General features: G+C 40.7%; 18 protein-coding genes. All 18 read right to left on the bottom strand.

Annotated features, from left to right (window positions below; translation table 11 throughout):
* Positions 1-221: 221 nt before the first annotated feature.
* Positions 222-1,397 carry a serine hydrolase domain-containing protein gene (locus ACP69X_RS05780; RefSeq protein WP_073979735.1) on the bottom strand — a complete coding sequence of 392 codons (1,176 nt, stop codon included), beginning with the start codon at positions 1,395-1,397 and terminating at the stop codon, positions 222-224.
* Between the two features lie 144 nt (positions 1,398-1,541).
* Positions 1,542-2,585, bottom strand: a complete 1,044-nt coding sequence (gene recA, locus ACP69X_RS05785; RefSeq protein ID WP_041084791.1) for a recombinase RecA — start codon at positions 2,583-2,585, stop codon at positions 1,542-1,544.
* A 178-nt stretch (positions 2,586-2,763) separates the two neighbouring features.
* Positions 2,764-4,014, bottom strand: coding sequence for a competence/damage-inducible protein A (locus tag ACP69X_RS05790; protein ID WP_041084792.1), 1,251 nt, complete (start codon positions 4,012-4,014; stop codon positions 2,764-2,766).
* A 16-nt stretch (positions 4,015-4,030) separates the two neighbouring features.
* Positions 4,031-4,612 (bottom strand): CDP-diacylglycerol--glycerol-3-phosphate 3-phosphatidyltransferase, encoded by a 582-nt coding sequence (gene pgsA / locus ACP69X_RS05795; protein ID WP_008358030.1) that lies wholly within the window; start codon positions 4,610-4,612, stop codon positions 4,031-4,033.
* A gap of 73 nt (positions 4,613-4,685) precedes the next feature.
* Positions 4,686-5,585 carry a helix-turn-helix domain-containing protein gene (locus tag ACP69X_RS05800; RefSeq protein ID WP_075611412.1) on the bottom strand — a complete coding sequence of 300 codons (900 nt, stop codon included), beginning with the start codon at positions 5,583-5,585 and terminating at the stop codon, positions 4,686-4,688.
* Between the two features lie 23 nt (positions 5,586-5,608).
* A complete protein-coding gene (locus ACP69X_RS05805; RefSeq protein WP_003211480.1) occupies positions 5,609-6,400 on the bottom strand; it encodes a DUF3388 domain-containing protein in 792 nt (263 codons plus the stop codon).
* A gap of 131 nt (positions 6,401-6,531) precedes the next feature.
* A complete protein-coding gene (locus ACP69X_RS05810) occupies positions 6,532-6,789 on the bottom strand; it encodes a DUF3243 domain-containing protein (protein ID WP_024424114.1) in 258 nt (85 codons plus the stop codon).
* Between the two features lie 73 nt (positions 6,790-6,862).
* Complete coding sequence (gene ymfI / locus ACP69X_RS05815; RefSeq protein WP_041084795.1) at positions 6,863-7,591, bottom strand: elongation factor P 5-aminopentanone reductase; 729 nt, start codon at positions 7,589-7,591, stop codon at positions 6,863-6,865.
* Between the two features lie 31 nt (positions 7,592-7,622).
* Positions 7,623-10,742: an MMPL family transporter gene (locus tag ACP69X_RS05820; protein WP_426052514.1), complete on the bottom strand. Its 3,120-nt coding sequence runs from the start codon at positions 10,740-10,742 to the stop codon at positions 7,623-7,625.
* Complete coding sequence (locus ACP69X_RS05825) at positions 10,720-11,196, bottom strand: MarR family winged helix-turn-helix transcriptional regulator (RefSeq protein ID WP_041084797.1); 477 nt, start codon at positions 11,194-11,196, stop codon at positions 10,720-10,722. Before ACP69X_RS05825 ends, ACP69X_RS05820 begins: the two co-directional genes overlap by 23 nt.
* A 152-nt stretch (positions 11,197-11,348) precedes the next feature.
* Positions 11,349-12,641: an EF-P 5-aminopentanol modification-associated protein YfmH gene (gene yfmH, locus ACP69X_RS05830; RefSeq protein ID WP_039178701.1), complete on the bottom strand. Its 1,293-nt coding sequence runs from the start codon at positions 12,639-12,641 to the stop codon at positions 11,349-11,351.
* Positions 12,638-13,918 carry an EF-P 5-aminopentanol modification-associated protein YfmF gene (gene yfmF, locus ACP69X_RS05835; protein ID WP_041084799.1) on the bottom strand — a complete coding sequence of 427 codons (1,281 nt, stop codon included), beginning with the start codon at positions 13,916-13,918 and terminating at the stop codon, positions 12,638-12,640. Before yfmF ends, yfmH begins: the two co-directional genes overlap by 4 nt.
* Before the next feature lie 145 nt (positions 13,919-14,063).
* Entirely contained in the window at positions 14,064-17,180 is a 3,117-nt protein-coding gene (locus ACP69X_RS05840; RefSeq protein ID WP_426052515.1) for an MMPL family transporter, read from the bottom strand.
* 311 nt (positions 17,181-17,491) lie between these two features.
* Positions 17,492-18,721 (bottom strand): MFS transporter, encoded by a 1,230-nt coding sequence (locus tag ACP69X_RS05845; protein WP_231120222.1) that lies wholly within the window; start codon positions 18,719-18,721, stop codon positions 17,492-17,494.
* A gap of 101 nt (positions 18,722-18,822) precedes the next feature.
* Positions 18,823-19,548, bottom strand: a complete 726-nt coding sequence (locus ACP69X_RS05850; protein WP_039178693.1) for a GntR family transcriptional regulator — start codon at positions 19,546-19,548, stop codon at positions 18,823-18,825.
* 164 nt (positions 19,549-19,712) lie between these two features.
* Positions 19,713-22,085 carry a DNA translocase FtsK 4TM domain-containing protein gene (locus ACP69X_RS05855; RefSeq protein WP_426052516.1) on the bottom strand — a complete coding sequence of 791 codons (2,373 nt, stop codon included), beginning with the start codon at positions 22,083-22,085 and terminating at the stop codon, positions 19,713-19,715.
* Between the two features lie 110 nt (positions 22,086-22,195).
* On the bottom strand, positions 22,196-22,432 hold the full coding sequence (locus ACP69X_RS05860; protein WP_008344712.1) for a YlzJ-like family protein: 237 nt from the start codon (positions 22,430-22,432) through the stop codon (positions 22,196-22,198).
* Positions 22,429-23,157: a ClpP family protease gene (locus ACP69X_RS05865; protein ID WP_024424124.1), complete on the bottom strand. Its 729-nt coding sequence runs from the start codon at positions 23,155-23,157 to the stop codon at positions 22,429-22,431. Before ACP69X_RS05865 ends, ACP69X_RS05860 begins: the two co-directional genes overlap by 4 nt.
* Positions 23,158-23,213 lie beyond the last annotated feature (56 nt).

Consider the following 23,213-nt stretch of genomic DNA (forward strand, 5'->3'; position numbering starts at 1 on the left):
TCTTGCTATGAACTTGGTTTTACAAATAAAGTGTCGGCATGTACATTGTTTTGTGTCTCAACATACAGGGCCTTCACAGGGAATGAGATCCTCACTGCCCTTGTCAAGTTTAAATTAGTTATCAATCATGTTAAGAAAAACAAGTGATACATTCCCATTGTAATTGTGTCGGAAATACTTGTCAAGCTTGCCATCTTAGCGTTTGCAAAAGCAGATCAGAATTATTCTTGATTCAGCAGCTGATATACTTTATTGTTCACTTGGCCCAGTTTATTGTTGTTTTGAATGTTTGAGAACAATACAACAATGGTTTGCCCAGATTTGCTAAAGCTGTTCAAAATGTTGAAGCCCGGCATGACACCATGGTTTGAATAGCTACCGGGAGCAACATAAAATCCCATTCCGTATGTGGAGCTGCTTCCTGGCGTAAACATCTTTTTATAGCTCTTCTGCGAATACAGTTTGCCGTCTATCAGGGCTTGGTCAAATTTGTACATATCTATAGCTCTCATATAAATATCTCCAGCACCATACAGCTGAGATAGATCGGGCATATGCGGTGTAACCATTCTGCTGCCTTTCAGCTTATACCCGACAGCAGGATAAGGTTCTTTTTCATATGTTTTGTAAAACCCTGCATGCGTCATTCCCGCCGGTTTAAAAATATGATTCGTTATATATTGTTCATAGGACTCACCGCTTACTTCAGCCACAATATAAGCAAGAACAGAATAGTTGGAATCCTTGTAGCCCCATACGCCCGGCTGACGATGAATTCCCTGACGTTCTATGTCTTTTATTAATTCGTCCGGAGTAATTGCGCCATTTCCTTCAATATGTCCGTTTATTCCCGATGTATGTGTCAGCAGATTTTTCAAAGTAATCGTTTGTCCGTTAGGGAAATGAGGTAAATACGTGCTTACCGGATCACTTGTCTGAAGTTTCCCCTTTTCCTCAAGCTGCAAAATAGCGGTTGCAATCAGCGCTTTTTGTGACGAACCGACATAAAAAGATGTAAATGGATTATTTTGAATTTTTCGTTTACGGTCTGCATAACCAAAACCTTTATTTGTTACAATTTCTCCATTTCTAACAATCATGGCTGTTCCGCTGAAACCGATCTCATTTAAATAGCTGCTGATTTTCTGATTGCGGTCCACTGTTTTGATTTGTTCCTCTGATTTTTTGGCAGTTTTCCTTTTGACTTCTTTTTTCTGGCTGTTTTCTAAAGCTACTGCTGTTTTTTGAAACGGGTTGTTCTCTTCACTATTTCGATGAAGCACATTCCACATCGTAAAGCAAATCATCGCTGCTAAAAAAACAAGCACAAGTTTTCCCCTCTGACTTGGTTTTCTCTGTCTGCGTTTTGCAGTTCCTCTGCGGGTCGGGCTTGTCATTATTTTTTCCTCCCAAAATAAATTCCATTTTGTACACTTTAGACGGATGAAGTACTGAAAAAGTTGTCGAAAAGTTTTTTGTAAAATAAAAAAGGCTGGATTTTTTCACCCAGCCTTTTTTATCATTTCATACTAATTTTATTTTTATTCTAATTCTAATTGTTCTAGCGCCTCTTCAGATTCCTGCTGCGCTACTCCGTTATTATCCAAACCGTAATGTTCGCGAATTTGCTCCTGGATCATCAGCATGATATCTTTATTTTCTTTTAGAAACTGTTTCGCATTTTCACGGCCTTGTCCAAGACGTTCCTCTTGGTAAGAATACCAAGCACCGCTCTTTTGTACGATATCTAGTTCGCTTCCAAGGTCGATGATTTCTCCCTCTTTTGAGATCCCTTCACCGTACATAATGTCTACTTCCGCAATACGGAATGGCGGTGCTACTTTGTTTTTCACCACTTTAATTCTCGTTTTATTCCCCATAATGTCATTGCCTTGTTTCAGCTGTTCAGCACGGCGCACTTCTAAACGAACAGATGAATAGAACTTCAGCGCACGTCCACCAGGCGTTGTTTCAGGGTTACCGAACATGACACCAACTTTTTCACGAATTTGGTTAATAAAGATGGCAATTGTTTTTGATTTGTTGATAGCACCTGATAGCTTACGAAGAGCTTGAGACATCAAACGCGCTTGAAGACCAACGTGTGAATCACCCATGTCTCCTTCAATCTCTGCTTTTGGTACAAGAGCAGCTACAGAGTCAATAACAACAATATCAACTGCCCCGCTGCGGACAAGAGCTTCAGCAATTTCAAGTGCTTGCTCTCCTGTATCCGGCTGAGAAAGTAACAGTTCATCAATGTTGACACCTAGTTTTTTAGCGTAAACTGGATCGAGTGCATGCTCTGCATCAATAAATGCAGCTTGTCCTCCCTGCTGCTGAACTTCAGCAATGGCATGAAGGGCTACTGTCGTTTTACCAGAACTCTCTGGACCATATACTTCGATAATACGGCCTCGGGGATATCCGCCTATTCCAAGCGCAGTATCAAGTGCTAACGAACCACTAGGTACTGTTGAAATACGTGTATCTGTTTGCTCTCCTAGTTTCATAATAGAGCCTTTACCAAACTGTTTTTCTATTTGTTTAAGAGCCATATCTAAGGCTGCTTGACGATCACTCATTCTATTGTTTCCTCCTTTATCAATTCCACTATCTATACTATACCTTGTTTTACGTCATTTGCCAAGAAAAAAACGAACACATATTCGATTTTTTTCTCGGCCGATTTTTTAAGAAAAGAGTGTTTTCTATTAAAAAAAACGCTCTTTTATAAAGGAGTAAACCTAACAAAAAACAAAATTAACTCTCTTTTAATAAGTTGAGTAAGTGATGCAGACCATATTTCACAGCGCGCTTTCGAATGCCCGACCGGCTGCCTGTAAACATCCATTCAAACACGTCCGTCTGGTCTTTCGTCGATAGTCCAATGAATACTTTTCCAACAGGCTGACCCTCTTGGGTATCAGGTCCTGCTACACCCGTAAAGCTAATGCCAATATCACTTCCGGTCAGCTTCCTAACCCCTTCAGCAAGCTCTAAAGCGCACTCTTTACTGACAGCCCCATGAGAAGACAGTGTTTCTTCCCGGCAGCCAAGTACCTGCTGTTTGACTTGGTTTGTATAACAAACCACACTTCCGTTCAAAATGGATGATGCTCCTTCGAGATCTGTCAGCCATTCGGAGAACATTCCGCCAGTCAGGCTTTCTGCTGCTGCTACTGTTTTCCCGTGCTCGTGCAAGGCTTTGGACGCTTCGCGGACAAGTGATGTATCCCCATATCCGTAGAAGTACTCTCCTACCCGCGCTAAAATTTGTGCTTCTGTTTCTTTTAACAGACGCTCTGTTTCTTTTTCATCCTCATGCTTAGCAGTCAGCCTTAGCGTCACTTCACCGTCAGATGCGAGTGGTGCAATCGTCGGGTTGGTTTGAGCATCAATTAAATCTTCTAGGTCTGTTTCAAGCTGCGATTCACCTATTCCGAAGAAGCGCAGAACAACAGACACAATTTTTTCCTTTAAGCCAAGCTTCTCAGAAATAAGCGGCTTTGCCTCGTTTTCAAACATCGGGTGCAATTCACTTGGCGGTCCAGGAAGAAGCATATAAAACGTATTATCTTCTTGAACAAACATACCTGGAGCCATCCCGAAACGGTTCACAAGCACATCTGATCCTTCTAGAACGAGTGCCTGCTTACGGTTGTTCGGTGACATATCGCGGCCGGTCTTTCGAAAGTAGTCTTGAATCGATTCAAATGCTTCTTCATTTAGTACAAGCTCTTTACCGAGCGTGCTCGCAATTGTTTCTTTTGTTAAGTCATCTTTGGTTGGTCCAAGACCACCTGAGAAGATAATAAAATTAGATCTTTCCTGCGCCACCTGAATGGCCTGTTTTAAACGCTCTGGATTGTCACCAACTGCTGTGTGGTAATAAACATTCACACCAATTTCAGCTAGTTGTTTGCTGATGAATTGTGCATTCGTATTCGTAATTTGCCCTAGCAAGAGTTCGGAACCGACTGCAATAATTTCTGCTTTTCTCTCTGACTTCAAAGCGTACACGTCCTTTTTAGTTAGAATTCTTTAAAGCTTCCCAGTTTTTTGCAAAGTAATCCCAGCCTGAGACAACAGTGAAGAACACCGCTACCCACATCGCTAGATCACCAAACGGGAATGATACAAGTTCAAACGGCAGGTTATGCAGTAAAAGTGCTGAAATCGCAATGATTTGCGCCCACGTCTTCACTTTTCCAAGCATATTCGCTGCCACTACTTCACCGCCTCCGGCTAATACAAGCCTTAGACCAGTTACAGCAAATTCACGGCTGATGATCACAATCGCCATCCATGCCGGTGTGAGGTTGTATTGAACAAGTATAATTAAAGCAGCTGAAACAAGCAATTTATCTGCAAGCGGATCTAAAAATTTACCAAAGTTTGTCACCAAATTAAGCTTGCGTGCGTAGTATCCATCAATCCAGTCAGTTGTTGAAGCGACAATAAACAGGATCGCTCCAACAAGGTGCGTCACTTCGATGCTGACGTCGCCAAAGCGTGCAACACCCCAATCTAACGGTGCAAGCATAATAATCATAAAAACAGGGATCAAGGCGATCCTAGAAAGGGTTATTTTATTCGGTAAGTTAAACATGAAATCCAATCCTCCAATAATGCAATTTTTTATGTATATAATAGTAGGAACAAAAGAAAAGTCATCTACTTGCTTAAGATGACTTTTCCTTTCCTTTATTCACAATCACAATGTTTTGTGTCATGGTGTTCTTAGGGTCTAATTCGTACTTAAGTGTCTCGTCATTTACCTTGATATCAATTCCAGACGCATTGCCTAGACGGATATCGACCTGAGAAAGATCAGACATATCTGTTTTAAACGATTCGCCATCTTTTAGTTCACCCATCTTCAGCACTTTTCCAGATTCGTCTCTTACGCGCAGCCATGAAGCTTGCGAGGCAGAAATGGTTAACTCCATTTCGTCAGCACCTGATACTTCATAAGTTGTCGTCGAGCCTTCTGTATTCGTCGCCTTTAAAGAAACAGTTTCATCGTCTTTTGATGAATCATCTTTTTTAGATGATTTTTCTTTATCATCTGACGAAGTTTTTTCTTTTTTCTTTTGATCTTTTGCAAGAGATGAATCCTTAGATACTTCATATTTAGATTCTGATTGCTGAGGAGCCGCCTGATTATTCTTCTGTCCGCTATCATGATTGACCGCCTGCACGATCACATAAATGATGGCGATGACCACAATGATGCCTCCAATAATTAAAATTGTCGGCAATAATTCTAGCACTTTCGAGGCAGGCTTTGGCAGCTCTCTTTGCGGCTTAATATTTGATAATTTATCAGATACTTCATCGTTATACGTGCTTGGAACATCTTTACGAAATTCTTCGAACAATTGTTCAGGATTCAGTCCAACGGCTTCGGCATATTGTTTAATAAACGCTCTGACGTAAAATTTACCTGGAATAATATCATAGTTTCCTTGTTCGATTGCTAGCAAATAGCGCTTTTGGATCTTGGTAACCGTCTGGAGATCCTCCAGCGACATCCCTTTTTCCTCTCTGGCCTCAACGAGCCGTTTTCCCAATTCAGTCAAAACAAACACCTACCATTACCATATTAAAAATCGAAGCCAGAAAAACCAGAATGATCAAACACTTGTGGTTCTTCAGCGTGTTCATATGTAATCTCTTCGTCTGCACTATTACGCAATTCAATGATATAGTCGAAATCATCCATTGTATATTCTGAATTTTGAATAAAGATGTCTGGATGCTCAACCACCTTCGTTGCCGGCAGTCTCATAATTTCCCTTAAAAGCTGCAAGTGCTTCTCAGAACCTCTTCTTGTCGATACAATCCCATCAATAATAAAGACGTTATCTGGGCTGTATTCATCTGCGATCAGCTGACTTCGGATCGTCTGTTTCAAAAGAGTAGACGAAACAAACAGCCATCTCTTACTTGCACAAACACTTGAAGCCACAATTGATTCTGTTTTTCCGACACGCGGCATACCGCGAATCCCAATCAATTTATGTCCTTCTTTTTTAAAGAGTTCAGCCATAAAATCAACAAGAAGACCGAGCTCGTCTCTTTCAAAACGGAACGTCTTTTTGTCATCCGCATCACGCTGTATGTATCTTCCATGACGAACAGCTAAGCGGTCACGAAGCTTTGGCTGTCTTAATTTCGTTACTTTTATCGTTTCCATTGTATTTAAAATTGATTCAAGCCGCTTAATTTGATCTGTGTGGTCACAGCGTAAAAGCATTCCGCGTCTTGATACATCAACACCATTGATTGTCACAATATTAATTGAAAGCATCCCCATTAGAGAAGAAATGTCTCCTAAAAGTCCGGGACGGTTTACCTGTATCTCATATTCAAAATACCATTCGAGCTTTGCCAAATGATATTACCCCCTTCATTGTGGCAAATTTTTACCTTCCTTTATCATAAAGCATTTTCACATTTTTAGAAAGCACAATGTTGTGAAACGGTTAAAATAAAAAGAGAGGCACAAACGACCCCTCTTTTTGTTTAGTGTGAGCTATTATTTTCAACTAACTTGACCATCATATTTGCAATGGCACGCTGCTCATCTTCTGATGCAACGCTCCAAAGGTCAGCAAGTACTCTTTCCTGCTCGTTCTTTGCCTCAACTTCGTTAGCTAGATATCCGCCAATTTCATATGCAAGGTTATTGATGGTCTCATCTTCTAAACCTTTATCCTGCGCATGATTTAAGCGATCACCTAAAAAGTTTTTCCAATGGTCCCAGTTCTCAAGTACAGACATGTCGATTCCTCCATTCGAAAAGATGAATTACAGCCATAGCTTTTGTCATGGAGAGACGAATTATACACGTTTTTTAACAGTACCAGCCGCCATTAACAGATAAAATTTGACCTGTGATATAACTTGACTGTTTTGAGGCGAGAAACCAAATGACATCTGCAACTTCCTCAGGCGATGCAAGCCGGCCAAGCGGGATTTCTTCTTCCAGCATCGCGATGTCTTCCTGCGTAAAACTATTCATCATGTCTGTTTTGACAGCACCAGGGGAGACAGCATTTGCTCTTATTCCACTTGGGGCAAGCTCTTTTGCTAATCCTTTTATAAACGCATTTTGCGCACCTTTGACCATGCTGTACAGCACTTCACATGATGCTCCCGTTTCTCCCCATATCGAGCTGACCGCAATGATATGACCTGCTTTCTTTTGGATCATGGCAGGTAAAAGGGATTGGGTAAGCTCATATGGACTTGTGACATGAAGCTGCACCATACTGGCTAAGACATCTTTTTCTGTGTCTGTCACCAATCCAACATGGCTCCTGCCGCTATTTAAAACAAGTATATCTGGACGGAGGGGCAGTCGGCTGACAAGCTCATCTGCTCCGCCCGTTTTAGCTAAATCTGCTTGAACGACATGCGTCTGAATGTGATATGCCTCATCCAAATGATCGGCGAGGCGCACAGCTGCCTGTTCATTTTTATGATAATGAAGCATTAGGTTGCAGCCTTCTTGGGCAAGCTTTTTGGCTGCTGCCTGCCCAATTCCGCCACTGGCACCTGTTATCAGCGCCCAACGACTCATCACATTTATTCCTTCTTTCTATATGGGATACCTATTCTTTTCGTTTAAATGGGAACCAGTTGGCTGATCCGAACAATTTCACCATTACAGGTACGAACAATGGTAGCACAACGAGTGCGTACAATAAAAGTCCTGTGAGGACAAGTGTTGCAATCTGCAAGAGAGACAGCACACCTGATGGAAGCATTGCGGCAAATGTTCCTGCCAGAATAACAGCAGCTGACATAATGACAGACCCCATATTTTTCATTGATTCGGTCATGGCAAACTGGATGTCTTTTGTTTTGTATTCATTAAACCGCTCCATTAAGAAAATCGAATAATCGACTCCGAGCGCCATTAATATGACAAATCCAAAGAATGGTACAGCCCAGTTAATGCCTGGATATCCGAAGAAATGGGTGAAAATAAATTCTGTTATACCGATTGCTGTAAAGTAAGTCAATATGAGTGAACCTACTAAGTACAGCGGCATAACAAGCGAACGGAACAAGATCACCAAAATAAGGAAAATACCAATCATCATGTAAAGCACCGTCTTATTGAAATCTTGGTCTGACAGCTGTTTCAGATCAGCGTTCATGCTTGATACACCTGAAACGCCAAATGACGCATCTTTTAGGTTTGTTTCAGGAAGTGCCCTTTCAACAGAAGCTTCCACTTGTTTTATTGTCGACAGAGCTTCATTTCCATATGGGTTTTTTTCTAAAATGACATCAATTTTTGTCATCTTGCGATCATCTGACATGTATGAATCAAATACTTGCTTGAATGCTTTATTTTTTAAGACGTCTTTTGGAATAAACCAGCCGGCCATGTCTTGATCTGGTGCATTTTTCAGTTCATCTAAGTAGTCACCTGCACCCATTAAGCCGCTCGAAATTTTCTCCAGTCCAGTTACACTTTTGTTCAGGCCATCTGTCAGCTTTGTCAGATCATCCCCAAAGCCGCCAATCTTTTCTTTCATTTGCTTTTGACCATTAATGATGTCGCCCGCTCCATTTGCAAGCTTTGGCATATTATCAGCTAATTGTCCTTGGCCTTTAGACGTTTGATCCAGTCCAGTTTCAACTGCATCTAAGCCAGCAATGAGTTCATCGATTTGACTCGTCAAGACTTTTTGCTGTTCTGAAGCTTTTGCGATAAAGGCATCAGCTGCTTCAAGCTGCTTTCTAGCTTCTTTCGCTTGTTTGGCATAGCTGTCTGCCTGTTTCGCTCCTTCTTGCAAGGTCGCAGAAAGTTCATTGTATGAAGCTTTAATTGCTTGATACGATTGATTTTCTTTGACCTGCGGGATTTGCTTTTCAAGTGTACTAAATTGTGTATTTGCTTGTTTGATTAACGCTTTTACATCTGCTGCAGCAGATGATGATGTATCCACTTGCGCTAAAGCCGCCTTTAATTCTTTGGAAATGCTTTTGTACAGCGAAACTTGCTGATTCACTTGTGCGACTTGAGCCGTTAATTCCTTTTTCGCACCTTTGATTTCATTTTTAATGGCTGCTACACCTTTTTTATTTTGGTCGATGCCGTTTTGCAATTTTCTTAAGGATTTTTCAACATTTTGAATCCCAGTTTGCACTGATTCTGTACCAGAAATCAATTTATTAATGCCTTTTCCAGATGATTTGATTTGCGGCGTTTGATCCTCAATGGATTGACTCATTGTTGTCAGTGCATCTTGAATGTTTTTCAAACCCTCATTGCTTTTATCAAGCCCTGTGTTCAGTTCCTTGGCTTGTGATTTCACGTACAGGTCACTCAGCCCTTTACCGACAGGACGGGTGGCACTTCTGACTTTGCTGACGCCATCTGTTTGTTCAATTGCACGGCTGAGTTTTTCGATGGCAATCAGCCCTTCATTATTGTCTAAAACATCAGCTGATTTCACGACCACTGTTGCCGGAAGTGCTTCACCCGGTCCAAACTTGTCAGAAATGGTATTGAATGCGTTGACCGATTCGTATTTATTACCAATTTCATCTAAGCTATTATAAGAAAGTGTTCCTTTATACATCAGAATTGGCGGAAGCGTAATGATTCCTACGATTAATAAGCTGAAAAGCGGTTTCTTAAATGAAAAGCGGCCTGCTGTTTCCCACATTTTTGACTGCGGATGAGCAATATCGCCTTTAATCGGCCAAAATAACACCTTTCCTAAAACCGCCATAAAGAACGGTACAATCGTGAGAAGGGCCACAATGAGCACAGCAACCCCGACTGCTACTGCAACAGCTGATTTATAAAGCTGAAATTGTGCCAGACCAATACATGTAAAACCGATCAGAACTGCAATTCCGCTGAATAGGACGGTCTTTCCTGCTGTTTTATACGTAATGAGAATCGCTTCAATTTTATCTTTACCGTGTGCGATCTCTTCCTTAAAGCGGCTGAGAAGCAGTATGCAGTAGTCCGTTCCAATTCCAAACATGATCGCGACCATAAAGATCTGAGTAAAGGTCGAGAGCGGAAAGTCTACATATTTTACCAAATAAGCCACGATCGATTGACTCACCAAGTAAGACAGTGCCACTGCGACTAACGGAACGAAAGGCGCCACAGCTGATCTAAAGACAAGAACAAGGACGACGAGAATAAACCCAATCGTAATGAATTCTGTTTTCTTCAGGCCTTCCTGCGAACTTGTGATAACATCATCATCAATTAACGGCTGCCCTGTCATTTCAAATTTCAGGTTTAAGCTTTTCAACTTTTCATTGACTCTTTCTTTAAAATCGGACGCTTTGATTTTGTTTGAGTCATATGTAACTGGAACAAGAAGTGTCGTTTGATCTTTAGAGAGCATTTGTTTTTTAATATCTTTATTGGCTTCAAAGTAAGAAGTGATGTCCTCTATGTGGAGATCTTGATCCTTTTCTAAAATGTCCATAGCTTTTTTTAAAGATGTTTCTCTTTCTTTCACAATGTTCTTTTCTTGGAAGACAATCACGATTGATTTTTCTGTATCGCCGTTTTCAGACATTTTCTTTAATAACTGATTGGCATATGAGGACGGATAGCCGTCTGGTACAGAAATTTGCCCTTTTTCTTTTGTTAATTGCGCCATATTAGGAGCGGTGATGAGTAACACTGCCGCTAATACGACCCACAGGATCGTGATCAGCCATCTACCCTTTATGATTGCTCTCATTAGTACTTTGTGCCTCCTCTTCGATGATCACTTGATAGATCTTTTCATATGTTTGAATAAATGATTCCATTTCTTTTTCTTCAAGCTTTTCAAAATAAGACCGAACTAGGTCTTGAAGCTGCTTTTCCATTCGGCTGACTACATCTTTGCCCTCTGGCGTGACGTACAGGTGAACATTTCTTCTGTCTGCTTGATCATGTTCACGAAAAATATAGTTTTTCGTAAAAAGACGATTGGTCATGGATGTTACAGCACTTTTGTTTACATTACATACATAAGCCAGGTCCGTTGATGTACACCCCGGATGTAAATTGATGTATCGAAGGGAGTAATATTGATCAAGCGTCAGCTCTTTATCAAGCTTTTCTGTGATCATACTCGATACTTTTTTCTCCATCATGAGATAGACATCTGCATACCTCTGGATGAGCTGGGCAATTTTATTTTGTTCCATACGTTGCTCCTTTTTAGTTTAAGTGTTTAACTATTAAAGAGTTTAACTAACGAACAAAACAATTGTCAATGAATATCCTCGCAAATAAAGCGGATTTTTCAATGAACATAAAAAAAGACAAACTCTGCCGATATGAGTTTGTCTTTTTACATTTATTTTGTTTTTGGGACGACTTTGAAAACGGACATCCGTTCTTCATCAATTTCTTCATCTAAAATTTGCTGAATATCAGCTAATTGAATTTGTTCCAGCACTGTGACGACATCAAATAAGCTCATGTCTAAGAATGCATATCGAGTAAATTGGTTCGCAATGTATTCTGGAGAATTCATGGCTTTTAAAAAGCTGCCGATTTTTTTCTTTCGGGCAAGCTCAATTTTCTCTTCCGTCATAAGGCTTTTTGCTTGAAGAAGGGTTTCTTTTAATACTTTTGCGAGTTGATCAGGATCATTTGTATCCCCGCCAACTGAAGTGAATCCAAAGCCGCCTTCTTCTGTATAATCGTAACTGAATGTTTCATCAATTAAGCCTTTTTCATACATCTGTTCATATTGTAAAGAGCTTTTGCCAAACAGCGTCTCTAAAATGAGGTTCATCCCAAGCTCATGCTTTAGCAGTTGATTTCCTTTTTTATGCGGATTTTTTGTTTTCAAACCAAACATACATTTAGAGCCTTGTACGTTCATTGGAAGTTCGTATTCTTTCCGGTACACTCCTTCAGGCTCATTGATGTCTTTTCGTTTGATTTCCGGCTGGTCTGTAAATGGCTTTTTCGCCTGATTCGCTCTGACTTGATCTAAAATTTGCTTCGGATCAACCGGACCAACGACGAATAGAAGCATATTGCTCGGGTGATAGAACGTTTCATAGCATTCATACAAATGATCTTTTGTAATAGGGGCAATGCTCTCTACTGTTCCAGCAATATCTATTCTCACAGGATGTTCTTGATATAAATTTTCAATCAGACCAAAGAATAAACGCCAGTCCGGATTGTCATCATACATGTTAATCTCTTGGCCAATAATACCCTTTTCTTTTTCGACTGTTTTTTCAGTAAAATAAGGCTCCTGAACAAAATCAATAAGTGTCTCAAGGTTTTGTTCGACATTTGAGGTGCTAGAGAATAAATAAGCCGTTCTCGTAAATGTTGTAAAAGCGTTTGCGGATGCTCCTTGTTTACTAAAGGTATGAAACACATCTCCATCTTCTTTTTCAAACAGCTTATGCTCTAAGAAATGGGCAATTCCGTCAGGCACTCGAATCATGTCTTCTTTGCCAAGCGGTACAAATTCATTATCAACTGAGCCATATTTAGTTGTAAAGGTCGCATAGGTTTTGTTAAATCCTTGCTTTGGCAGCACATAAACATCAAGTCCGCTTTCCATTTTTTCATGATAGACCGTTTCTTGCAGCTGATCGAATTGAATTGTTTTCACTGTCATGAAGCACCCTCCGTTCCTTTAAGAAAATAGGTCGTATCCCACTCGATTTTCTGACCCACTTTGATGATGTCCTCTTTTGTCACTTGGTCTAATGCTTCTAAAAAGGAATCAAGGGTTTCCCCTGTTGGCACAACGGCATGCTGATACAAATATTCTGCTGTCCCATAAGACGTATCGATCGTTTCAAGCAGCTGGTTTTTGACGACTGCTTTTGTTTGATCAATTGCTTCATCTGAAAAATCACCTTTTTGCATCGCCTCAAATTGATCTTTGATGATGTCTACTGCCTGCTGGTAGTTGCCAACTTCAATTCCTGACATGACCATCATCAAGCCTTTAAAGCTCTCAAGTCTAGACACAGCGTAGTACGCAAGACTTGCTTTTTCACGAACATTGATGAATAGCTTTGAATGCGAGAAACCGCCGAATATGCCATTAAACAAATGCAGCGCCGGATAATCTTTATCTGCAATCGTTGTATGTGTGCGAAAGCCAATATTCAGCTTGCCTTGTTTCACGTCCTCTTCATCAATGACTTCTTTTGGTTCATTTTGAGGTCTTGCTGATTCAGTCTGTTGTTTGACCGGTTCTCTTTCACTTGTTTTAAAGTATTGGGAGACCATTCGGCTAATGTCTTGTTCGTCAACATCTCCCACAACATAAAGATCAAGCTGGTTTGATTGAAGCGCATGCTCATAAGCTTCAAACAGCGAGTGAGCGGTGATTGCTTCGATGTCTTCCATTTCACCATTGACGTGCAGTGCATATGGTTCACCTTTACACATTTCCTGCACGAGTCGTAAATTCGAATAACGCATTTTGTCATCATAGACTGCCTGAATTCGCTGTTTTAACGTACGTTTTTCTTGATCTACATATAATTGACTAAACACCCCATCTTCAACATACGGGTGGAATAATAGGTCAGATAGTAAGGCAATCCCTTTTTCTAGTAAAGGGGTTTGATCCTTTAGATATTTTTCATTCGCCATTTCCAAGCGGAAGGTAATGATGTGATTCTCACCTTTTTTCGCCATGTCTGCCGAAACGGTTGCTCCATAGAGTTCATCAAAATAAGCACGCAATGCGCCTGTTTTCGGCATTTTTTCTGTTCCTCTTAAAAGCACATGCGGGAAAAGAGAACGCATGGTGACGTCATCTTTGGATAAAGGTGCAAGCATTTTAAAAAGGATTGTCACGGTTTTAAATTTTTCTGTTTTGACAATATGAGTATGAAGACCTGGTGTGTCCAGTGTCTTCTCTTGTAAGTACGTCATGAGAAACCTCCTTTGTTCATCCTATTTATTATGTATTAGAACATAGCTGATATATACGTGAAACAGCCATTTAATAGACATTATATCAATCAGAGGAAAGGATAGGAAATAAAAACGCCTCTGCTCAAAGCAGAGACGCCAGTCGTTATTTCGTTCTAAACGGCCACCAATTCCATTTACCAAAAATACGAACCATCACCGGAATAAAGAGCGGCAATACAACAAAAGCATATAATAAAAGTCCAATGAGTACGACCGTTGCAATTTCAACAAGTGATAATACTCCTGATGGCAGCATAGCGGCGAACGTACCTGCTAAAATGGCCACTGCAGAAATAATGACAGAACCCATATTTCTCATCGCTGATATCATCGATGCTTGCACATGCTCTCCCTTCCATTCATTAAAACGATCCATGAGGAAGATGGAATAATCAATCCCGAGCGTCACAAGAATAACAAAGCTGAAAAATGGGACAGCCCAGCTGACACCATCATAGCCAAAAAATGTTTTAAAGATCCATTCTGTTAACCCGATCGATGTAAAATACGTTAAAATCAGTGAAAGTGTTAAGTATACCGGCATGACGATTGACCGTAATAAAATAATTAAAATAATAAAAATACCAATTAACATGAAGATGACAGTTCGAATAAAGTCACCGTCAGACGTTTCTTTTAGGTCCACATTTAAACTTGAGATACCAGATACACCGTATTTGGCATTTTTGAGTCCACTTACAGGTAAATATTGATCAAGGGTTTCCTCAATTTTTGCGACACCTTTCATCGCTTCATTGCTGTATGGATTCACATTTAGGATGACTTCAAAAGTCGTTAATTTACGATCTGGAGACATATACGTATGGAAGATTTGCTTAAATTCTTGGCGTTTCAGCACTTCTTCTGGAATAAACCAGCCCGTTATTTCTTCATCTGGCGCTTGCTGAAGCTGCTTTAAGTAGCCGTCAGCCTCGGTGAAGCCGCTTTTGACCTGCTCAAGCCCTTCAATACTTTCATCTAATCCATCTGTTAATAATGTAAGTTTTGATGAAAGCTGGCTAAATCCTTTTTTGATGGCTTTTTGGCCATCTGTCAGCTGATCTGCACCATCTTCAATTTTAGGCATTTCTTTAATCAATTGTTTTTGGCCCTCATTTGTTTGGTCAAGACCGTCATAAATTTGATCAAGCCCATCCATGAGTGCTTGCACTTGTCGTTTTACTTCTTTTTGCTTGCTTGATAAGGTTTGAATCACTTGATCTGCCTGCTCGATCTTTTGCTTAAAGTGAGAGGCTTCCTCTTCATATACACTCATTTGATCCCCTGCTTGATCAAGCATTCCTTTTGTTTCTTTGAATACTTTCTTGATTTCTTTATATTCTTCCATGTCTTTTACTTCTGGAAGACGATTTTCTAGTGCTTCAAATGATAGATTTTCATAAGATTTCTTTACTTTCTTAATGGTTGTCATCAGCTGCTGATTCGATTTCGCATGGCGTTCTAGTGTTTTCACCACTTGCTCTAGCTCTTGAATCATCGTTTCGCTGCTGCGATATTCTTGCTCTAATTCTTTTTTCGCTTCTTTGATTTCACTTCGAATCGTGCCGACGCCTTCTTTACTGCGCCTCACCCCATCTTCTAAAGAGATAAGGGATTCCCTGACTTCTCCGATACCGCTTTTGATTGCTTTCGTTCCATCAATTAGCTTGTCAATGCCTTGAGCGGATTCTTCAATTTTTGGTTTTTGTTTGAGAAGGGACAGATTTGTTTCTGTCAATCCATCAGAAATTTTCCCGATTCCTTCATGTCCTTTGCCAAGTTCTCCTCCCAGCTCTTTCGCTTGAGAGGTGACATAAAGCTGGCTCAGCCCGTCTCCAACAGGGCGCGTGACACTACGGACTGTTTTGACTTCGTCAATGTCATTTAATTTACGGGTCAGTTTTTCAATGATCACAATCTTTTCTTGATTATCTAGCTTATTGTCACTTTCGACTAGCACATTCAGCGGCAGCGCTTCACCAAAGCCAAATTGCTCTGATATCGTATTAAATGCAGACACCGACTCATACTTATTCCCAATTTCATTTAAACTGTTATAAGATAGAGTGCCGTCGTACATCAGAATAGGAGGCACCGTAATAAGAGCGACTAAACCTAAGCTGATCAGCGGCCTTCTAAATGAAAAGCGCCCAGCCCATTCCCACATTTTACTTTGCGGGTGCCGGATGTTTTCTCTTTTAGATGGCCAGAATAGAGATTTTCCGAAAACAGACATAAAAAAGGGAACGATGGTGACAAGGGCAATCAGCAGAACGCCCACTCCAACGGCAACACTAACGGCTGATTGATACAATTGGAATTTAGCAAATCCAATACTTGAGAAGCCAACTAACACGGCTAAGCCGCTGAAAAATACCGTCTTCCCTGCACATTGATACGTGATGATAATCGACTCTTTGACATCACGGCCTTGACCGATCTCCTCTTTAAAACGGCTTAACAGCAGGATGCAATAATCCGTTCCGATACCGAACATAATGGCTACCATAAAAATCTGAGTAAAATTAGATAGAGGAAATTGTGTATATTCTACGAGAAAAGCCACAATGCACCGGCTAACAGCGTAAGAAATGCCGATCGTAATGAGCGGAACAACAGGTGCCAATATCGATCTGAAAACAATTATTAAAATAAAGAAAATAAAAATCATCGTGATAAGTTCAGTTTTCTTCAGACCTTGTTGAGAGCTTTTAATGACATCTGAATCCACAAATTTTTGACCCGTTATTTCATATGAGACATGATAGGGCTTTAAAACTTCCTCAATTTGTTCTTTAATCTTCACAGCTTTTGTTTCGTAGTGGTCGAATTTGAATGGAACAAGAAGTGTACTTTTATCCTTTGATAAAAGTTGTTTTTGAATGTCCGGATCTACATGAAAATATGAAGTAATTCCGTCAATGTGGAGTTCTGGGGCATGTGTCATGAGTGCAGCTAAAGCCTTTTTTAATTCCTGCTCTTTCGCAGGGAACAGATGTTGTTCGGAGAATACAAGCACACCTGTATCTTTTTTCCCGTTCTTATCTGACAGCTTATCCAATAGGTGAAGTGCCTCAGCTGTTGGTGTCCCCTCCGGAACCTTTAATTGCCCTTTTTCTCTTGTTAATTCCTCTAAATCGGGCGCAGTAATAAACAGAATCACAGCTGTTATCATCCACACCACTAATACAATCCATCTTGCTTTAATTATTTGCAACATAGCTGCTTCAAGCTCCTTCTAGTTCTTCAATCAATTTGCTGTATTTGAGCGTGTCTGAAGTGCTGACTGCGTCTCCTTCAAATGGCAGGATGACCTATTCAATTGTCCTTTCGTGTTGAAGAACCACATCTCCATCATCAGCACGCGAGCTCAATTTCTGCCTAAAGAAAGACAGAAAATGAATGTTTTTGAACACCTCCGATTTGGTATAATTTAAAAGATATTACTATACATTAGTTTAACTATCAAAATTTTACATGTCAATTTATAAAAAAGAAAAAAGATGGCAAAATGCCGTCTTTTTTCTATATTTAAACTGTTTTCAATTGTTCGCTCTCATCCTCTTCATCTGGCTGGATGAAAAAGAGGACCAAAAATAGTGAAATGAGACTGCAAATGGTCGAGAGAATAAAAACAATGGAGTCCCCTTTATCCATAAGATAGGCAAAAATCGGAGGTCCTAAAGCAACACCGATAAAACGCATACTGCTATAAAATGACGTAATGGTACCACACTGTTCTTTTTCAATTCCTTCTGTAATCAGCGCATCAAGTGCAGGCAGCACAATCCCGATGCCAACACCGCCAATGCTTAAACAAATAAACAAGACGTAAAAACTGTGATTCCACCATAAAAAAATATAAGAAAGTGATAACAAAGCCATACCTGCGATTAAAAAGATTCTCATTTTCCCTTTTTCTTTTCCAATCGTTTTTCCAGCAATGTAGGAACTGATAGATAGAAAAAGGAGCGGGATACTCAGCAGGAGCCCTTTTTTGACACCCTTTATTTGATAAGCCGCCTCTAGGTTATCAGATAAGTAAAAGAGCACACCAAAAAGAAGAAACATAATAAAACCGCCAATAGCAAAAATGGCATAAAGCCAGCGTCCCTCATGCTTAAAAATGCTCTTTGTTGATTTTAAAAATTCTTTAAATGTAGGCGGGTCCTCCTCTTTTTTCGCCGACTCTACCATGAACAGTACCATAAGAAAGCTGATGATCGAAAAGAACGGAATAAACCAAAACGGCACAAACCAAAACCATGAAGCAAGAAGTGCCCCAATAATCGGGCTTAGGACCTTTCCCGCTGTGTTAGAGGTTTCAATGGCGCCAAGTCCTGCACTTACCTCTTCATCATCATGAAACAAATCTCCTATAAACGGCATAACAACAGGTGCCGCTCCAGCTGAACCGACACCTTGAAGGACCCTGCCAAGAAGAATCCACATATACGGTTCTTTCATGATTGTTGAGGCGACTGCTGCCACAGCCCCTCCAAGTCCGGCGATTAAAAGACACGGCAGCAGTACCTTTTTCCGCCCAATCCGGTCTGATAAGTAACCGGCAATTGGAATACATAGGATTGCTACAACCGAATATACCGTAATAATGAGAGAGACTTGAAAGGAAGTGATCGAGAGTTTCTTTTCTATCTCTGGCAATACTGGTATTAACATCGAGTTCCCAAGTGTCATGATTAAAGGCACTGATGATAATGCAATGATATTCTTTTTACTGACTGTTTTCTCGCCCAACATCATTCACCCAATTCTATATACTGTTACGTATTAGTGTGGCAAGTTTGACGAGTATTATGTATGGCAAACAAAAAGCAGCCGCATATGGAAGCGACTGCTTTTTAAAATCGTTTGCGTATGACATGAAAGCTAAATTTATCCGCTCGAAAATAATTGAGGGAGTATAAGACCGGCTGATCATCCTGATCATAATGCATTTGTTTCAGTAATAATAACGCCGTTTCAGGGTCACAATCTAGAATCGGTGAGACCTGATCGTGGTAGCCAATTGGTTCAATGTCCGCAACTGCATATTTAATCCCGCTGTGCGGTTCTCTTCCAAACAGTTCAAAAAGAGACTCTTCTTCATGTGTAAAAGAAGCGGGAAGGTGTTTGACCGGAATTTTATCTAAACAATAAACAACTGGCTGTCCATCTGCCGTTCGAACGCGTTCCATTGAAAAAATCCCATCAGATTCATCACACTGAAAACGAATGACATCATTCTCTGTTGGCTCCCCTTCTTGCGAGGATAAAAAGATGGTGCCAGGCGTCATATTGACCTGCTCAATCATTTTCGTGACACTTGTCAGCTGTTCTATACCTGTCGAAAAAAGTGGTCTTGAATTGACAAAAGTCCCCACACCATGCCTTCTAATTAAATACTTTTCTTCTTCTAATATACGAAGGGCTTCACGCAGTGTCGCTCTGCTCACACCTAAAAGCTTTGAGAGCTCAAACTCAGAAGGCAGCTTTTCTTTTTCGGCATATACACCTGTTTGAATATCTTCTTTAATACGGTCAATCACTTTCAAATATAAATGGCGATTGTCTGTTTTGGTCGACATGTTTTCCCTCCGTCTAATCAATGCAAATGATAAGATGAGAAATCTCTATTCCGAGATAAGTTGAACATAACTATATCATGTTTTTGCAAATAAATAAATAGTCTGACATCCAGTTAACATAATCATACTATCGTTCACTATTTTTCAGGAAAGCTCTCTTCAATTTATGAAGAGAGCTCGTCTAATTGTTCTTTTGAGAGAAGAACTTCTCTCGGTTTACTTCCTTCATATGGGCCTACCACGCCTCGCTCTTCCATTGCATCAATGAGACGTGCCGCCCGGGTATAACCGATGCGGAACCTTCTTTGCAGCATAGAGACAGAAGCCGTCTGCATACCGATAATCAGTTCAACTGCTTCATCATATAGATCATCTTCCACAGCCGCAAGCTGATCCTGCGTTTCTTCGCTTGGAATCATTTCCTCTTGGTATTGTGCTTTTTGCTGCGTGATCACGTGGTCAACAACATGTTCCACTTCTTCATCTGATAAAAAGGCGCCTTGCACACGAACCGGCTTGTTTGCCCCTACAGGTAAAAACAGCATGTCCCCTCTTCCCAGCAGCTTTTCTGCGCCCCCCATATCAAGGATCGTCCTTGAATCTGTTTGTGAGGATACGCTAAAGGCAATGCGGGACGGGATGTTGGCTTTAATGACACCTGTAATGACATCGACAGAGGGTCTTTGTGTGGCGATAATCAAATGAATCCCCGCAGCACGAGCCATTTGAGAAAGTCTTGTAATGGAATCTTCCACATCAGAGGAAGCGACCATCATTAAATCAGCAAGCTCGTCTACAATGACAACAATATAAGGAAGCTCTGGCTGCTTGGCATCTTCTGTTTGATTCATTCGTTTAATGTAATCATTGTATCCTTCAATATTTCTTGTTCCCGTATGAGAAAACAATTCATAGCGGCGTTCCATTTCGCTGACAACTTTTTTAAGTGCCTGCGAGGCTTTCTTAGGGTCTGTTACGACAGGAGCCAAAAGGTGCGGAATGCCGTTATACACATTTAATTCAACCATTTTCGGATCGATCATCATCATTTTCACTTCATGAGGCTTCGCTCTCATGAGAATGCTTGTGATAATACCATTGATACACACGCTTTTTCCGCTTCCAGTCGAACCTGCTACAAGCAAATGCGGCATTTTGTTCATTTCAGCAAGCACGGCTTCACCCGAAATATTGCGGCCTAGTCCAATGAGAAGCTTAGCATTTGGACGGTCATTTTGCTTCGATTCTAATACCTCTTTTAATGAAACCATAGCAATTTCTGCATTCGGAACTTCAATCCCGATCGCTGATTTACCAGGAATCGGTGCCTCAATTCGAATGTCCTTTGCTGCAAGGGCGAGGGCTAAATCATCACTTAGATTGACGATTTTGCTGACCTTCACGCCGACATCTGGATAGACTTCATATTTGGTCACAGCTGGACCTAAATGAACCTGTGTGACTTTTGCTTTCACACCAAAGCTTTGAAATGTTTTTTCAAGCTTTCTTGCATTTTCATATATATTTTTCTTATCTGTTTGCTGACCTGAATGCTGGGGCTCTGCCAAAATATCAAGTGACGGCAATTCGTAATCTTTGTTTTCAAGTTCTGTAAATGTCATAGGCGGCGCCTCTTTTGGTTCATCAGCTGTATCTGATTGAACTGGTGCGCTTTGCACAGACTCCTGAAGAGGATCTGTCTCTTTTGCCGCCTGCTTTTTTTGAACCGGCGGGGTGAGAATGTCATCTCTGTCTGCAAAGCTTGAAATAATCGGCTGGCTATTATCAGAAGCCGGTGTTTCCTCTTCGATCAAGATGAAATCATCCTCGTCTTCTTCTTGAATGCGTGAACGTTTTTTCTTTTCACCTGTTTTCTGAGAGGATGCGCTCTTTTTCGCCTGCCTGATTCCTTTCATATCTTCAACAAACGCCTTCCACTGCTTCACCATAAATTGTGATACAGGAATCGTCACTTTTTTCACCATTTCCTGAAGGGATCGGTTTGTAATCAGGACAATTCCAATCAACATCAGAACAATCGCCATGATTTGCGAGCCTGCTTGCGCAAATAAGAAATAAGAAGCAGCAAACAATACAGCTCCGATCATGCCGCCCCCTAAATCAGGTGACCCTGTTTCACCTTTCATATCCATCAAGAAAAGCTCAAATGTATTTCTAATCACACTTTGAGAGCCAATGACGCCAGCAGACGATAGATGCTGAAAGAGCTTCACATGTGACAAAAGCAAGATACTCGCAATAATGCAGTAGAGACCTGCTTTTCTTCTTGTCAGAATATCTGGGATTTGTTTTTTCCAGAAAATCGTCACACCAAAAAGAAATAATCCGATAAGGCAGAGAATGAACCATTCACCTGCAAAGAATCGGAATAGATGTACAAAGGTTTGTCCAACAACGCCCAGCTGTAAAATGGCAATGATCGCTATGGCAATACAGACTAACCCATTTAATTCATATTTCAGTTTTAGCTGTTTATTTTGTTTTTTTCTCGTTTTCCGTTTTCTCTTTTTAGCCATACTCATCACCTTACTACGAAAGAAAATATAACCTACCGAAAGATCAGAAAGAAAGCAGCCTGGTTTTGGCTGCATCTTGTTGTAAGTTTTCCCTTTATTATAGCATAGAATCATTCATATGAGTCGGTTTGATTGGTACCTAAATGTAACTTCAATCGCTTGCCTGGTGCAAGCTCTTGATTGAGAAAATCCATTGGATTGGTGCTCATGACTTGAACGATTTCTGCTTCATCTTCTTTCATTTCAACCATCACTGGCACACCTTGAATGTTTACCTGCTGGAGTTTACGTTCTCCCTGTTCCTCAGCATAAATCGCTTCATATGGCATAGGCGTATATAAAATCATTGGATCAGCCCCTCGTTTTGAGATGCCCTGTCTCCGATAAGTTCATTTAACTTTTTAATCGCTTGTCCTACACCGCCCACTTCATTCATGAGTCCGTATTCCGCTGCCTCATGACCAACGACATTTGTTCCGATGTCTCTTGTCAAATTGCCTTTTGAGAACATGAGCTCTTTAAACTTCTCTTCTGTAATGTTGGAGTGGCTTGTGACAAAGTTAATGACCCTTTCCTGCATTTTATCTAAGTATTCGAAGGTTTGCGGAACACCAATGACAAGACCTGTTAATCGCACAGGATGAATGGTCATTGTGGCTGTTTCGGCAATATACGAATAGTCACACGATACAGCAATAGGGACACCTATAGAGTGGCCGCCGCCAAGCACAATCGAAACAGTTGGTTTCGATAAAGAAGCAAGCATTTCTGCAATCGCAAGTCCCGCTTCAACATCGCCGCCTACTGTATTTAAGATGATCAAAAGGCCCTCTATTTTCGGGTTTTGTTCAACGGCTACGATTTGTGGAATGACATGTTCGTATTTGGTTGTTTTATTCTGCGGTGGAAGCTGCATGTGGCCTTCTATTTGTCCAATAATGGTGAGGCAATGGATATTTGTATCTTGCGGCAGCTGCGGGACGGCTGTTTCACCGAGCTGCTGTATTTTGCTCATAATGCTATCTTTTTCTTCTGGCTTTCGCTCAGGCTGCTGTTCATTCTTTTCGTCCATTTGTCTCCATCCTTTCCTCAAACTCTTCTCCTATTATGAACAAATAGGGCATATTC

Source organism: Bacillus sp. DC4300-2b2 (genome assembly GCF_049895685.1).
Lineage (GTDB): Bacteria > Bacillota > Bacilli > Bacillales > Bacillaceae > Bacillus > Bacillus safensis.